The 13,974-nt window shown below is 70.7% G+C and carries 13 protein-coding genes; 1 reads left to right on the top strand and 12 read right to left on the bottom strand.

Annotated elements, in window-relative coordinates; genetic code table 11:
• Positions 1-39: 39 nt before the first annotated feature.
• The 10 genes from JO379_RS01770 to JO379_RS01815 all read right to left on the bottom strand — a co-directional run bounded on the left by JO379_RS01770 (position 40) and on the right by JO379_RS01815 (position 10,782).
• On the bottom strand, positions 40-1,314 hold the full coding sequence (locus tag JO379_RS01770; protein ID WP_209513435.1) for a Pvc16 family protein: 1,275 nt from the start codon (positions 1,312-1,314) through the stop codon (positions 40-42).
• The gene (locus JO379_RS01775; RefSeq protein WP_209513436.1) at positions 1,311-2,048 is read right to left on the bottom strand and encodes a hypothetical protein; all 738 of its coding nucleotides are present in this window, start codon (positions 2,046-2,048) and stop codon (positions 1,311-1,313) included. The genes JO379_RS01770 and JO379_RS01775 overlap by 4 nt, the downstream gene beginning before the upstream one ends.
• The gene (locus tag JO379_RS01780) at positions 2,041-2,772 is read right to left on the bottom strand and encodes a T4 family baseplate hub assembly chaperone (protein ID WP_209513437.1); all 732 of its coding nucleotides are present in this window, start codon (positions 2,770-2,772) and stop codon (positions 2,041-2,043) included. Before JO379_RS01780 ends, JO379_RS01775 begins: the two co-directional genes overlap by 8 nt.
• Before the next feature lie 11 nt (positions 2,773-2,783).
• A complete protein-coding gene (locus JO379_RS01785) occupies positions 2,784-3,308 on the bottom strand; it encodes a phage tail protein (protein ID WP_087924793.1) in 525 nt (174 codons plus the stop codon).
• Positions 3,309-3,315: 7 nt separating this feature from the next.
• Complete coding sequence (locus JO379_RS01790; RefSeq protein ID WP_209513438.1) at positions 3,316-5,166, bottom strand: phage tail sheath C-terminal domain-containing protein; 1,851 nt, start codon at positions 5,164-5,166, stop codon at positions 3,316-3,318.
• 368 nt (positions 5,167-5,534) lie between these two features.
• Complete coding sequence (locus JO379_RS01795) at positions 5,535-6,248, bottom strand: hypothetical protein (protein ID WP_209513439.1); 714 nt, start codon at positions 6,246-6,248, stop codon at positions 5,535-5,537.
• Positions 6,245-8,515 carry a hypothetical protein gene (locus JO379_RS01800; protein WP_209513440.1) on the bottom strand — a complete coding sequence of 757 codons (2,271 nt, stop codon included), beginning with the start codon at positions 8,513-8,515 and terminating at the stop codon, positions 6,245-6,247. The genes JO379_RS01795 and JO379_RS01800 overlap by 4 nt, the downstream gene beginning before the upstream one ends.
• Positions 8,516-8,552: 37 nt before the next feature.
• On the bottom strand, positions 8,553-9,356 hold the full coding sequence (locus JO379_RS01805) for a hypothetical protein (RefSeq protein ID WP_209513441.1): 804 nt from the start codon (positions 9,354-9,356) through the stop codon (positions 8,553-8,555).
• 121 nt (positions 9,357-9,477) lie between these two features.
• Entirely contained in the window at positions 9,478-10,137 is a 660-nt protein-coding gene (locus JO379_RS01810; protein ID WP_209513442.1) for a Crp/Fnr family transcriptional regulator, read from the bottom strand.
• A gap of 81 nt (positions 10,138-10,218) precedes the next feature.
• A complete protein-coding gene (locus JO379_RS01815) occupies positions 10,219-10,782 on the bottom strand; it encodes a Pycsar system effector family protein (RefSeq protein ID WP_209513443.1) in 564 nt (187 codons plus the stop codon).
• 263 nt (positions 10,783-11,045) lie between these two features.
• Here JO379_RS01815 and JO379_RS01820 point away from each other — a divergent pair, with 263 nt between their 5' ends.
• Positions 11,046-11,492, top strand: coding sequence for a hypothetical protein (locus JO379_RS01820; RefSeq protein ID WP_245381336.1), 447 nt, complete (start codon positions 11,046-11,048; stop codon positions 11,490-11,492).
• A gap of 46 nt (positions 11,493-11,538) precedes the next feature.
• Here JO379_RS01820 and JO379_RS01825 read toward each other — a convergent pair whose 3' ends face one another.
• Positions 11,539-12,639, bottom strand: a complete 1,101-nt coding sequence (locus JO379_RS01825; RefSeq protein WP_209513444.1) for a calcium:cation antiporter — start codon at positions 12,637-12,639, stop codon at positions 11,539-11,541.
• A 126-nt stretch (positions 12,640-12,765) separates the two neighbouring features.
• A complete protein-coding gene (locus JO379_RS01830) occupies positions 12,766-13,878 on the bottom strand; it encodes a CapA family protein (RefSeq protein WP_209513445.1) in 1,113 nt (370 codons plus the stop codon).
• Positions 13,879-13,974 lie beyond the last annotated feature (96 nt).

The raw sequence follows: 13,974 nt of genomic DNA on the forward strand, positions 1-13,974 counted from the left end.
CGCTGCCCGGTCCCCCGTCTCGTCACCCTCCGGCCCCCGTCAGCGCGTCTCGCCGAGGTCGAGGGCCGGTCCGTCGAAGGTGCCCTCGTCCGAGAACGTGAGCGCGCTCGGTACCCCGTCGACCTGGACTCGCACCAGGTAGGCGACGGGGCGTACCCCGGTGATCGCGATCCTCAGCCGTTCGGGGTCGGGCCGTTGGCCGAGCGGGAAGGGCGCGCGGAACTGGTATCCGGCCGGGCGCCGGCCCGGGGGTGGCTGCTTCTCGTCGAGCAGGAGCAGCACCCGTTGGTCTGCGCCCAGTGGCATGTCGAGGCCGAGGACGAGGACGGCCGAGATCTCGTCGTCGCCGGTGCGGTCCTCGACGCCGATGGGCCCGGTGATGCCGGGGCGGCGGGCGAAGGTGGCGGCGTTGGATTCCAGGCCCCAGTGCGGTGTCGCCGGGATGCCCAGGTCGAGGGCGTGCAGCAGTTGCACGGGGTGGACTCCGGGCGGCAGGTCGTCCGGCACGCGGATGACGGCCTGGTCGTCGCGTACCTTGTCGGCATCGAGGGGCAGTTCGCGTCCGCTTACGCGGGCGGAGACGCGGTCGGCGCGCAGCCCTGTGCCGCGGGCGACCAGTTCGTGTCCCGCCGGCACCGGTCCCTCCACCGGTTCGGTGCCGGGTGGTGATCCGGCGGGGCGGGACAGCAGCCGGTCGATGAGGGGCTGCCGGGTCGGGACAGCCCGCACGGTGCGGCGCAGGACCGGCTTTCCGGCGATGGGCTCCTGCCTGCCCTCGATGAAGACGGCGGTGCCCTGATAGGTCAGGGACAGCGCGTAGGGGGTCTGGAAAAGCATCGACCAGAGCTTCGAGGCGTCGTCGACGTCCATCTGCGAGGGGGTGAACCGCACCCGCTGGGGTGCTGCCGCGAGGTCGCTGCCCACGAGGAACGGCGAGGCCGCGGCTTCGTCGATCAACTCCTTGGGCAGGGTGGGGAGTTCGTGGAGGGTGCGGACGACCGAGCCGAGCAGGCGCTGGGCGACGAGTTCCCGCTCGTCACCGTAGAAGCTGACCAGGTAGTGCAGGTCGAGGGCGGCGGCGGGTTTGGTGAGCAGGGTGCCGTCGCCCGTGCGGGTCGGTGTGTCGCGGTTGCGCAGCGTCCCGTTGGGCGTGACCTGGTACAGGAAGACGGTGACCGTGGGCTGTGCCGGGGGCTGGGCGGGCGGTTTGATGGCGGCGACGTCGACGGCGAACGGGACGTCGAGGGCGACGGAGTTCGCGATGAGCAGGCGCAGCGCTTCGGTGACGGTGGCGATGGCCAGCGAGTTGCTCATGACTGCCCGCCCCTTCCCGCGCCCAGGTACTGGTCGAGCGTCATGGCGGGCCGGGGCCGTCCGTTGTCTTCGGTCCCGGCGCGCCGGTCCAGTTTCGCCGGGCCCTGGCGCTGCCCGGCGGTGACCTCCAGGCGGCCGATGCTGACGTGCACGACCCGCTCGGGTGGCTTCTGGCGTCGGCGCCGGTCGCCGGTGGCCGTGCTGTCGGTGGGTCGCTGGGGTGGTTTGGGGCGGACGGCCGGGACGGCGGGTGTGCCGGGTGTCGGCGTGGGGGGCCGGGAGGCCGGTGGGGCCGGTCGCCGGGTGGCTTGCGCCGAGGGCCGTCCGGTGGTGTCGGACCGTGCGGCGCCGGAGTGCCGGCCCGGCGCCCGTTCGCCGTTCGGTGCGGCGGTGGCGGCCGGTGGCAGGGGCGGGGCGACGAGCAGGGGCCGCGCGGGAAGAAGGCGTACCGCCGGGGCGGGACGTTCCGGGGGCGGCGTCGTCGTCGCACGGGGCGCGGGTGGAGCGGCTGATGGGGCCGGTCGCGGCGACACGGGTACGGATGCCGGCCCGGCAGTGCGGGCGGAGCCGGGCGCGGGCGCGGTTGCCGCGATGGGCGAGGGTGCGTCCGTCCCGGCCGTCTCGATCCGTTCGAACGGTCCCGGCAGGCGCGGGCGCAGTCTCACCACGGCGGTCGGCGCGCCCTGCCGGCCGGGCACGTGGCGTGCCAGCAGGCGGTCGAAGAAGTCAGGCATCCGCACACAGCTCCAGGTAGTAGCGGCGCCGCAGCGGGCTGAGCGCCAGGATCTCCGGTTCGCTCCAGCCGTACGCGGTGGCGAGCAGGTGGACGTCCAGGAGGGTGTCGCGGGCCCAGGCGTCCAGCTCGGCCCACAGGTAGGAGGCGATGTCGAGTTCAGCCCGGGTCGCCTTCCCGCACTCCGGGCAGGCGACGTTGAGCGTGACGTCGGCGAACGGGTCCGACTCCTCGGAGGCCGCGGCGATCCGTCGCTGCACGTGGTCGGGCAGGGGCCGGTCCGTCGCGTCCTGTCCGCCGTGCTCGGCCCGCAGGACGCACCGGGCCAGCAGCGCGGCTCTGGCCCGGTGCTCCGGTACGGCCTCGACCGCGGCGAGGTCGGCGGGGGTGGGCAGTCTGAACTCGACCGTCCACTCCCCCGCTTCGACGCGAATGGGCTTGCCGGGCCCGTCGACAGCGGTGCCCATATCGCCCGCGTCGAACGCGAACTCCATCTCCTCCCCGCACTCGGCGCAGTCGGTACGCACCTCCAGCCGCGCCCCGAACAGCGCCCGCCGGACGGCGAACAGCTCGGCGTCACGCCGGCCCACCGGCACCGCGAGCAGTTCCCCGGCGTCGGATCCCGGGCGGGCGAGCCCGTGCAGGAGCAGGGCGCGCCCGCCGTCGTCGGACGCGAGCCCCGCCTCCCACGCGGCGAGCAACGCCCCGGCCTCCAGGTGTTCCATCCGCGACCGGCCTAGGCCGGCTGCTGGTACGAGGGCTCTTCCGGCTCGGGGACCTCGTAGTCCCGCTCCCAGCCCTCGCATTCGAGCTTGAGGCTCTGGATCGCGACCGCGTTGGCGTTCGCGTCCAGTTCACCGACGATCTGGTACTCGCTGATCCAGGCGCGGTAGAGCTTGTGGGAGACCGCGACCTGACCTGCCTCGTTGAGCACCTGGATGACGATGTCCTTGCGGAAGTCGGCCAGTGACACCTCGGAGCCGCGGCCCGCGCCGACCATCCACACCTTGTTCGCCCAGCGGTCGAACTCGGTGTCGTGGGTGACGCCGCGTTCCAGCGTGACGGCTTCGAACTCGGTGCGCCCCGGTGACTTCCGCGGAGAGCTGGCGTCGCCTCCGTTGCGGTGCTTGACCACCTCGGTGGTGCGCTTGAGTGGACTGATCTTGCTGACGCCTGCGACGACGCGCCCGTCCCAGACGACCAGGAACTTGAAGTTCTTGTACGGGTCGAACCGCTGCGCGTTGACCGTGAACTCGGCCATGGAGCTCCTATACCTCGATCTGTCCGGCCATCTGCTCGATCTTGACGATCACGAACTCCGCGGGCTTGAGCGGAGCGAATCCGACCACGACGTTCACCACGCCGCGGTTGATGTCGTCCTGCGTGGTGGTGTCCTTGTCGCACTTGACGAAGTACGCCTCGCGTGCGGCCGTGCCCTGGAACGCCCCCTGTTGGAAGAGCGTGTGCAGGAACGCGCCGATGTTGAGCCGGATCTGCGACCACAGACGTTCGTCGTTGGGCTCGAAGACGACCCACTTGGTGCCGCGGTACAGGCTCTCCTCGAGCATCAGCGCCAGACGCCTGACCGGTACGTACTTCCACTGGGAGGCGAGCACGTCCGCCCCCGCCAGGGTCCGCGCGCCCCAGATCACCGGGCCGACGACGGGGAAGGAGCGGAGGCAGTTGAGCGCCACGGGGTTGAGCAGCCCGTTCTCCCGGTCGGTCATCGGCACGGTGAGCGCCCGTACCCCGGCGAGCCGGGCTTCGGTACCGGCCGGTGCCTTCCACACCCCGCGCTCGCTGTCCGTGCGGGCCATGACCCCGGCGACGGCGCCCGACGGCGGGAAGGCCCGCAGCCGCCCGGTGACCAGGTCGACCATCTCCAGGTGCGGGAAGTACAGAGCCGCGTGCGTGCCGGGCACGGACTCGAACATGGGCAGGCCGGCCCGTGCGGCATCGATGCTCCGCCACGCGGCGGGCGCGTCGGCCACCAGGAACATCCGCTTCTCCTGGCACAGGGCCACGGCGGCGGACAGGACGGTCGCGGCGTCGTCGACGTTGGTGTAGCCGGCCACCTCCGGCAGGACCAGGAGGTTGACGTCCTGGACCTCGCGCAGGGCGTTGATGCCGGTCTTCCCGGCCTCGCTGCCGATCAGGTCGGTCGGTCCCGGCGGGCTCGCGTCCTGACCGCCGTCGAGGACGAAGGCGGGCGGCCGGGCGAAGTCCTCGAGGCCGAGCGGTCCCGCGGCGTCGCCGCTGAAATGGACCACGTCGTCCTTGTCGAGGGAGCCCGCCACGACCTGGAGCCGCTGCCCGAACGCGGTGACCCGGGTACCCGCGAAGGCCCGCTTGCCCGGGGCGTCGGGAAGGGCCCGCAGTTTCCGTTCCAGCAGGAGGGCGAGTTGCGGGACGGATTTCGGTGGGGAGTCGCCGTCGGCCTGCGGATCGTAGATCTTGAATGTGTGCTTGACCGCGCCGATTTTCACGTCGATCGCCGCGGTCAAATCCGGAAGCCGTTCCCCGAACGGCTTGGAAACCGTGCCCACGGGGTCGGGGCGGCCACCCCGGGCCAACGTCACCTGGACCAGGGAAGAAGCGGAATCCACCAGGGCTTTTACGTAACGGGGGTGGGCCGGATCCATGGATATTCCGGTGAAGGATTCCCGCGCCCCGCCCGCACTGTCAAAAACGTGCAGGTTGAAGGTCTCTTTCGGCTTCGGTGTGTCGTAGTCGATCGCGACGCGCAGCCCTGAGCCCCATACGCCCGGCTCCTTGGCGGTGAGCCCCAGCGCGTCGGCGGCCGCCTCGGTCTCGCTCGACGTCAGCGTCACACCGGCGGACTTGCCGGTCCCCGCGGCGCCCACCCGCACGACGACCGCGACCGATCCCCCGTTGAGGAAGAACTGCTGGACGGCATAGCTGACCGCGCTGTCCGAGGCGAGACCGCCGAACCGGCGCTCGTAGTCCGCGAAGCTGGTGATGGTCACCGGCCGGTTGACCGGGCCCCGGCGGGTGTGCCCGAGGAACGCGGCCACAGAGGTGCTGACCGCCGTGATGGTACGGACGCTGCTGGGAAGTTCTTCGATGTAGACGCCGGGATAGGTCGGTTGCACCGGCATTGACCCTCCATTTCCTCCGGACGCCAAGAGATATGAAGGGGAGCTGATCGTTTTTCAGCGTTCGGTGCGCCGTGCAGCGTCGCAAGCGAATGCAAAATAGGACGTTCCCCGTCATAAACCTCGCGACTCCATGCCGCGAGGGACTCAAGCACCCGCTTGGGACTCCTGGTGCCTCTGCGCGTGCCCATCATGGGTTGACTCGCAGCACGAGTCAAGATCTGAATAACAATCTGCATTTTCTTCAAGTACGGCTGCCGAGGGATCAGTTGGGACTGGATCTTGAATGGACCTTTCTCTCGGCCGGCCTGATCAAGAAATGCGGAAAACAGAATTCCGATCCGGAGGGACGTCAAAGCTGCGCGGGGCTCCTATGAGCTGCCTCGTTCCGGCTCGTCCAGCAGCTCGTCGACCACCTCCCGCAGCTGGTACCGGTCGATGAGCTCGGGAAGGGTGTCCTTGAACGCCCTCAGCAGCAGTTTCATCGCGAGCCGGTCGCCGTGCCGGTCGGGCAGCTCGGCGGAGAGCGTCTCGAGGCAGTCGAGCAAGGGGTACCACCACTGACCGCCCACCCGCAGGCTGCGCGACAGACGTTGGAAGTCCTTGATGTCCGCGGTCCTGAGGTCCTGGGGGTGCCGTTCCAGGTGATCCAGGAGAACCATTTCCGGATCGCTGTAGAGGTGTTCCTTGAGGTAGCGCAGCCGGGCCACCCTGGCTCTGTCCTCGCGGTACTGCTCGGCGTCCGCGCGTGCCCGCGCGGACAGCGTCAGCCGGGCACGCGCGGACAGCTCCGAGTCCGCCTGACCCGGGATCGGGACGGGGTGGCCGAGCACCGCGTTGAGCGCGTCCTCGGCGCCGCGGACGTCCGTGGCCTCCCAGTTCCCGGTGACCGAGGTGGCCAGCCGTACGAGTTCGGTGATCACCACGGCTTCCGGGGTGTGATGGCCGGTGCCGCCCAGCACCCACCTGGCGGAGAACATCGCCGTGAAGCAGATGCCCGGAGTGCCGCTGCGCAGGGACCTGGGCTCGGCGAAGGTGTGCTCGGTGTACGCGGGTGGGCGCCGGCGGCGGAATCGGAACATCACGCGGGGTACGTCCCCCTCAGGGGGAACTCCCCGAGGTCGGGGTCGTCCCCGAGGATGTCCCGCAACTGCGTGCCGGGGTCGCTGCCGTCCGGCCTGCGGACCTTGCCCAACTCGTTGATCAGCCGTGCCAGCGCCTTGAACCCGACCCGGTCGGAGACGGCGTCCTGGAAGAGAGCGAGCACCTGGTCGTGCATGGTGCCTCCGTCGGCTCGCAGCCAACGGGTGAGCTCGTCGATCACCTCCGCGTTCTCGTCCAGGTCCGCCAGCAGCTCACGCAGCGCGGCGGTGACGTCCAGCTCGGGTGCGGCCCCGGTCAGAAGCCACGGGCGGTTCCCCGCGTCCACGGACATGAGGGCGAGCGTTCCGAGGTTCACGGCGCGCGAGCCCCCACTCCCGGCCTGGTGCTGCCAGGCGGTGACGGATTCGGCGAACCAGCCCGTCAGCCGGGGTACGTTCGCCACCTCCTTGAACGTGCGCAGGACATCGGCGGCGACGTGCTCGTCGGCGCGGTTGTCGGCCACCCTGCGCAGCCGGGTCAGCGCGGGGACCGGCTGATCGTCGAGCAGTTCACGGCAGACGGCGACCACCAGCCGTTGCGTCTTCGCGTCCTTCTGTCCCGCCCAGGTGTACAGCAACTGGCGGGCGCGGCGGCCCACGTGCTCATCGCGCGCCGCTCCGGCCATCACGGCGGTCGCCAGCTGTGTCTTCCCCAGGGCGGCGGCCTGCCTACGGACCTCCGCGAGCTGCGAGTCGTCCTGATGGTAGGTGAGCACTCCCAGAATGGCCCGTACGGCCGGATCGTCACCGGCGGCGCGCCCGTCCTCTTCCCCGCAGGACACCATCCATCCGATGAGCCGCTCGTGCAGCGGGTGGTACTGGTCCCATATGTGCGTCAGGAGGGCGTCCCCGTAGGTCGGCGAGGTGAATCGCGCCTCTCCGAAGCGCACTTCGGCGCCGATGTTCTCGAACCGGGTACGCAGTCCGACACCGCCGAGGACATGCGTCAGGTCGACGGGCCCCTTCCTTTCGCCGTTCTTCGGTGCACCCGACACGGCCGCGCCCGCCAGAATGCCCGCCAGGCGCTCGGCGTCGGCCTGGATCCTGGTGACCGGGCCGGAGCCACGAACGGCCAGGGCGAGGGACAGACAACGGTCGTCGACATCGAGCGGCGCCACATGGCCGTGCGGCGTCGCGGGGCCCCGCGCCCCCGGCCTCGTACTGTCCGCGAAACGGCTGCCGAGGATCGTCGCCCAGCCCTGGGCCAGTTCCCGGATCGCCGAGCGCAGACGGTCCTCGTGGTCCGCGAGGGCGGTTCCCTCTTCGGCGGCGGTACGGGCGTGTTCCTGCGCCAGGCGGATCATCTCGTCGACCAGCCACACCGCGCGGGCGGGTGTCCAGGCCTCGATGCCGTCCCGCACCGTCGGATCGTCCAGGTAGCGCGTCAGGCTCGTGTGCCCGCGGGCAAGCAGGTGAGCGCGCGCCACCTGGTCGGCTTCCGGGTGGCTGCTCAGCCGTACCACGGCCAGCCCGGCGGGCACTTGGCCCGCGACGTGGGACCACAGTTCGGGGGTGATGGTGATGACGAGACGGGAGCCGATGCCGCCGAGGTTCCGCGCGTGCTGTTCGAGACCGGTCAGGAAGGACCTGTCGATCCTGTCCCGTTCCGGGTCCTGGAAGTCGAGCAGATAAGCGGAGTCGCGCTGGACGGGAAGCTTGCTGACCAGCGGACGGTCCCAGCTGGGCTCGACCACCTGCAGGGCCACGTCCTCTTCGGTCGCTTCGGCGAGCAGCCGCAGGGAGAACGTGGTGGCGCCGTGCCGGCGCGGGGCGACGAGGAACACGACGGAGGTTTCGGCGAGCGCCCCGGCCGCGCGTCGTCGCACTTCCCGCCACACCTCCGCCTCGACGTAGGAGGCGTCGGCCAGGACGTGCTCACGGGAGACGAGAACGGTCTCCAGCAGTTCGGCGGTGCGCACCTCATACGTCTGGCTGACGTTGATGGGCCCGGTGGGGCCGACGATGAGGTTGCCGACGGTATCGATCGACGGTGTGCGGCCGGGGAGCGTGAGCGTGGCGATCGGCACGTACGGCTGCGCTCGGGGCTTGGGCAGTTCCCGACTCGGACCGTCCTGCGATCGGACCGGCTCCGCGGGCAGCTCCCGGTCCCCCTGGGCCGTTGCCTGCGGACCAGGGGCATGGGCGTGGTCGACGGGCGGCTTCGGGGCCGCCTCGTCGGATACCGACTGGTCGGGTATGGGCTCGTTCACATGTCCTCCTCGAGACGGCGTTCGGGGCGCCGGCCGCTCACCGGCCGGTCCGCCTGAAGTCCTGCGTGAATGACAGGTCTCCCTGGGGCGTATCGATGATGTTGCCTACGGTTTCGATGGCGAACCTGGGGGCCGCCGGCGTCGGCGACGCGGCCGGTGCCTCGGGAGTCGGCGCCGCCTCCGCGGCCCGCTCGGATCCGCCTCCGGCCGGGGTACCGAGATCGGCCGGGCTCCGCCGGGGCACGTGGACCCACGCGGTCTCGGAGTATTTGTTCTTCACCTCGGCCCGCGTGGGCAGGAAGTCCTGCTCGGTGAGCCGTGTCGTGCGCCGAGGACGCACGACGGCCTGGAACACCGCTTCGGAGATCACCAGCGCGACGTACGAACCCAGTGCCCGCGCCTTGTCCACCGCGTCCCGGGCCGCGTCGCTGTCGATCAGCCGGCATGCGTCGTTGATGGGATCGCCCCGGTAGCTGTCGGGAAGCGGACCGACGTGAACGCTCATGCGCACCCGGATCTCCGGAGTCGACGCGAGGCGTTCCCTGTCGTAGCGGGCGAGCACGCCGTCGAGTATCTCGGGCAGGGGGTCCACCAGCCGCCACATCCGGCGGACCGGCAGGGCCAGGATGCAGCCGTCCCCCGTGTCACTCCAGTACGCGCGCTCTTCCCATTCCCGTCCGAGACCGCTCTCCGCGAAGGCCGTGGCGAGCATGTTGTCGAGGTCGCCCCGCATGGCCGGCATGCGGTGGGAGGGAACCTTGCTGTACCCCTTCATGTCGATCACGACCAGGGCTTGGTAGTCCGGTATGTCCCGGACGTCATCGGGCTGTCGGGCATCCATGTGCGCACGTCCTTCCGTCGGAGGGAATCTCGGGGACGATGATGCGCGCCCCGCGAAGTCCCCGCTGCCCAGAACTGGGCACGGCGCGCATGGCCTGGGTCTCATCGGGCCGTTGGGCGCCTCACCGGGGACCGACGACGCGCCTCAGTCCGTCGAGATGCTCGAGGACGAGCCCACCGCCCGGCGCGGCGCGGATCCATCCCTCGGCGCGCCAGGGTGAGAGCGAATGCACCACGGAATTGCGTGAGGTGCCGATGAGCTGCGCCAGCTCCTCCTGGGTCAGCCCGATGTGCACGGGCAGGACAGCCGGCTGCCCCGAGGCCTCGGCCAGGCGGAGAAGAGCCGCGGCGAGCCGGGCGGGAGCGGGGGCGGTCGCCAGTTCCTGGCGGATCTCCTCGCTCTCCCTGATACGGCCCACCGCGTGCCGCGTCAGTGCGTGCATCAGTCGGTGCTCGCTGACGAAGGCTTCGAAGTCGGGTGCGGGCACGGTGTGCACCCGGCAGGGGCCGGCCGCGATGACGGTGGCGCTGCGCACTCCACCGTCGAGCAAGGAGAGCTCGCCGAGCAGTTCACCGGCTCCGCGCACGGCGAGCAGCGTGCGTTGCCCCCGCCCGTCCCGCCGGGTGACGGCGACGGATCCTGAGCACAGTACGAGGACGTGGGTGGCGGGATCGCCTTGGCGCAGCAGCAGGCTGCGGGCCTCCCTGGGCCGCTCCGGGGCGAGGTGCAGCAGGGCGGTCCACAAGCGGTCGCCGAGCAACGCCCGATGGGACTGGTACAAGGCGCCCCCGGTGGAGGAGAGGGAGGTGCGGACCGCCCGCAGCCTCGACGGGCCGTCAGGGGGAGAGCATATTCAACCCGTTCACCTTTCGGCGACCGCGTCGACGAACGCGGCCAGGGCGCCGATACTCGCCGCTGTCAAGGCCAGCTGCGACAGCACGGTGGCGCGGCGCAGCATCCTGAACTTGGCCTGGGCCAGGAAGGACAGCTCCGTGGCGCGGCGGCTTTCGGCCCGGGCCAGGTCGGCGGTGGTGAGGCCGGCCACCACTGCCAGCAGCTCGTCGGTGGTGGCCGCCGCGCAGTCCAGATAGCAGGCCGGTCGTCGCCGGTTCCCGGACCGGAGCGACGGGCGCACGGCGGAGAGGCACTGTCCGATCGAGAGGACGAAGCAGGCGCCCGCACACCACAGACCGATCACGGCCCACAGGGGCATTGCGTGCGCCGCCGCGGACACCGCCGCGATCACCGCTCCCAGCCCGGCCCCGGCCGTGCCGCAGACGGCAGCCGCCTTGGCATCGCCGCGCTGCAACTCCGCGAAGGCGTCCCCGGCCAGTACGCGCAGACGCTCGACCGAGACCTCGTCCGCGGAGCGGGATGTCAAGGAGTTCGGAGAGCGGTCGGGGTCCGTTGTGTGAGGTGTCCTCATGCCGAGGTGGTTCATGGTCCCTCCAGGGTCCGGGCCGGAAGTCCGGGCAAGGTGACCCCAGAGTGGCGGTGAGCGGGGCGGGATGCTGCCCAATGCTGGGCGCTCGGGAGGAGATCCGCAGCACGTGCCTCCGCCTGATCGGATCCGGTTTCCCCCGGACGCGACGGTGGCTGTAGGCGTCTTGCGTACTGAGTACGTGTACCGATGTCACTTGAGTACCCGTGCCGAAGCGCACCGCCGGGGACGGAAGGTTCACTGCCCCTATGAACGATCAAGAGACGGTCGCGGACCGCGAGCTGCGGCGGGCCTGGGCCGCCGCCAACGCCGCGGACGCCGCCGCGGACGCACGCGACACCTCGCCCTCGCCCCGGGGACCCGCCGACCGCGACGAATCCGCCTGGGTGGCACCCGGCTGGGCCACGGGCCTGGCACTGTTCCTCATCCCCGTCGCCATGATCTTCGGCGGGCTCTCCCCAATGGCGACGGACAGTTGCGGCCCGGACCACTGTTCCGCTGCCCTCGATCATGCCCTCGCGGCCATCATCGGATGTCTGTACGCGACCCTGTCCGTCACGCCCGCAGCGCTTCTGACCTCCTGGCTTCTGCCGCGCCGCATGCGGTACTCGACGGCACGCAGGATCGTCGCATGGTGCGCGCTGTTGCCACCGGTGCTCGTGATCCTCATGGTCTTCACTCTGCCGGAGGGATGAGTCCGCCGGCGGGGCGCGCGGGAACGTTCGGCGCCGATACGGCAGGTCAGGGGCTGACCGCGAGCACGATGTAGGCCGCCAGCAGGGAGAGGTGCACACCGCCCTGGAGCGGCGTCGCGCGGCCCGGGATCACCGTGAGGGTGCCGACGACGACCGTCAGGGCCAGCAGCACCATGTGGGTCGCGCCCAGGCCGAGCACCAGCGGGCCCTCCAGCCAGATCGAGGCCATCGCGACCGCGGGAATGGTCAGGCCGATGCTGGCCATGGCCGAACCGAGACCGAGGTTGAGGCTGGTCTGGACGCGGTCACGGCGGGCCGCGCGCAGGGCCGCGATCGTCTCGGGGAGCAGGACCAGCAACGCGATGACGACCCCGACGACCGAGGCGGGCAGACCGGCGGCGGCCACACCGGACTCGATCGTCGGGGAGACGCCCTTGGCCAGACCGACCACCGAAAGCAGAGCGACGGCCAGCAGGCCGAGGCTGGTGAGGGCGACCTTGGACGAGGGCGGATCGGCGTGGTCGTCGGCGTCGATGACCACACCGTCGGCGGTCACCGGCAGGAAGTAGTCACGGTGCCGTACGGTCTGGGTCGCCACGAACAGCCCGTACAGGATCAGCGCGGCGAGCGCGGCGAAGACCAGCTGGGCCGAGGAGAACTGCGGCCCCGGGGTGCTCGTGGTGAAGGTCGGCAGGACCAGGCTCAGCCCCGCCAGCGTCGCCACGGTCCCGAAGGCGGCGCCGGTGCCCTCGGCGTTGAACACCGCCACCCGGCGTCGGAGCGCACACACCAGCAGCGACAGACCGACGATGCCGTTGCAGGTGATCATGACGGCGGCGAAGACGGTGTCGCGGGCGAGGGAGCTGCTCTTCTCGCCGCCGTCGGCCATCAGGGTCACGATGAGGGCCACTTCGATGATGGTCACCGCGACGGCCAGCACCAGCGATCCGAAGGGTTCGCCGACCCGGTGCGCGATCACCTCCGCGTGGTGCACCGCGGAGAGCACCGCACCGGCCAGACAGCAGCTCACCAGCACCACCGCCCCGACGGACAGTGACCGCCCCCAGGTCAGGGCGAGCACGACGGCGGCCAGGGCAGGCACGAGGAAGGGCCAGCGCCCGGCAAGCAAGCGGAGCTGATGGTTCATGACAGAAGCTTCGCAGATCGCCGGGAAAATACTTTTCATCCGTGTTGACGCGGTGACGTCCCGAGGGCCCCCCATCGCCGTGGTCGGCAACGGGTCGAGTGGTGACGGGGTGATGCGGCACGCGTCTCAGGCGGGCTGAACGATCAGCGTGCCGTCCGGCGCGGAATCGACGCGTGTACCGAAGTCACGGCCGATCCGTTCGAAGAGGCCGTGCAGCCATCGGCAATCCTCCGGCGATGCGTGCCGCAGCCGCATCCGCCAGGCCTGCAAGGGGGTGATGCGCACCTCGTGGAGGCAACCGGTGCCGGGGTCGACCGAGACCAGGTACAGCAGTCGCAGGTCGTCCCGGTACGCCTCGTAGCCGGTGATGCCCTCGTAGTCGTTGACCAGGTCGCCGCAGCCGTAGGCGATGAGCTTTCCGCGGTGCACTTCCAGTGGACGGGGATGGTGTGAGGAGTGCCCGTGCACGATGTCCGCGCCGCCGTCGATGAGGGCGTGCGCGAAGCGGATCTGGTCGCGTGGGACGTCGTAACCCCAGTTGGAACCCCAGTGGATCGACGCGACGGTGATGTCGTCGGGGCGCTTCGACTGCCGCATCCGCGCGACCACCTCGGCTGCCGCGGCGTCCGACGGCCCGGCCACGAAATGGACCCCGTTCCGGGCTGCCGTGGCGGCCCAGTTCCGGGGGATGCCGCTGGACGCCATCCCGAAGGAGAGGACCTGCACCCGTCGGCCCCCGGCGACAGGGACGATCGCGGGCCTTCGGGCCTCGTCCGCGTCGTGGCCGGCCCCTGCTGTGCGCAGGCCCGCGCCGGTGAGGGCATCGAGGGTTTCTTCGAGGCCACGACGGCCGTGGTCCAGGACGTGGTTGTTGGCCAGCACACAGACGTCGGGACGGGCGACGGCCAGGCACGGCAGGTTGGCGGGGTGCATGCGGTAGTGCACCTCTTTGCCGGGCGCGAACTCGTCGTTTCGCGTGACGCTGGTTTCCAGGTTGAGGACCCGTGCGTCGGGCGCGGCTTCCTCGAGCACGGCCAACGCGTCACCCCACGGCCAGCGGAAGTCGACGGGGCGGGGAATCGGGCCGTTCGCCTCCTCCGCCAGCTCGACGTAGGCGCGGGCGTCCCTGATGTACGCCTCCCGCAGTGCCGGGTCTCCGGGGTGCGGAAGGATCTGGTCGACGCCGCGGCCGAGCATCACGTCACCACTGAGGAACAGGGTGACGGAGTCACCACCCATTCCCCCAGGCTATGCCCATTCGTCACGGTTTTCAGCTCGCAGGTGACGGCAGAGACCACTCGATGTCCGATGGCCGCCGGTAACCTCCGGCTCCAC

It is taken from the genome of Streptomyces syringium (assembly GCF_017876625.1).
Lineage (GTDB): Bacteria > Actinomycetota > Actinomycetes > Streptomycetales > Streptomycetaceae > Streptomyces > Streptomyces syringius.

What these genes read in the sequence shown, in the direction of transcription:
- JO379_RS01805 (WP_209513441.1), bottom strand. Translation starts at nt 9,356, where the DNA reads ATGGATGCCCGACAGCCCGATGACGTCCGGGACATACCGGACTACCAA.
- JO379_RS01785 (WP_087924793.1), bottom strand. Translation starts at nt 3,308, where the DNA reads ATGGCCGAGTTCACGGTCAACGCGCAGCGGTTCGACCCGTACAAGAAC.
- JO379_RS01815 (WP_209513443.1), bottom strand. Translation starts at nt 10,782, where the DNA reads ATGAGGACACCTCACACAACGGACCCCGACCGCTCTCCGAACTCCTTG.
- JO379_RS01820 (WP_245381336.1), top strand. Translation starts at nt 11,046, where the DNA reads ATGAACGATCAAGAGACGGTCGCGGACCGCGAGCTGCGGCGGGCCTGG.
- JO379_RS01825 (WP_209513444.1), bottom strand. Translation starts at nt 12,639, where the DNA reads ATGAACCATCAGCTCCGCTTGCTTGCCGGGCGCTGGCCCTTCCTCGTG.
- JO379_RS01780 (WP_209513437.1), bottom strand. Translation starts at nt 2,772, where the DNA reads ATGGAACACCTGGAGGCCGGGGCGTTGCTCGCCGCGTGGGAGGCGGGG.
- JO379_RS01790 (WP_209513438.1), bottom strand. Translation starts at nt 5,166, where the DNA reads ATGCCGGTGCAACCGACCTATCCCGGCGTCTACATCGAAGAACTTCCC.
- JO379_RS01770 (WP_209513435.1), bottom strand. Translation starts at nt 1,314, where the DNA reads ATGAGCAACTCGCTGGCCATCGCCACCGTCACCGAAGCGCTGCGCCTG.
- JO379_RS01830 (WP_209513445.1), bottom strand. Translation starts at nt 13,878, where the DNA reads ATGGGTGGTGACTCCGTCACCCTGTTCCTCAGTGGTGACGTGATGCTC.
- JO379_RS01775 (WP_209513436.1), bottom strand. Translation starts at nt 2,048, where the DNA reads ATGCCTGACTTCTTCGACCGCCTGCTGGCACGCCACGTGCCCGGCCGG.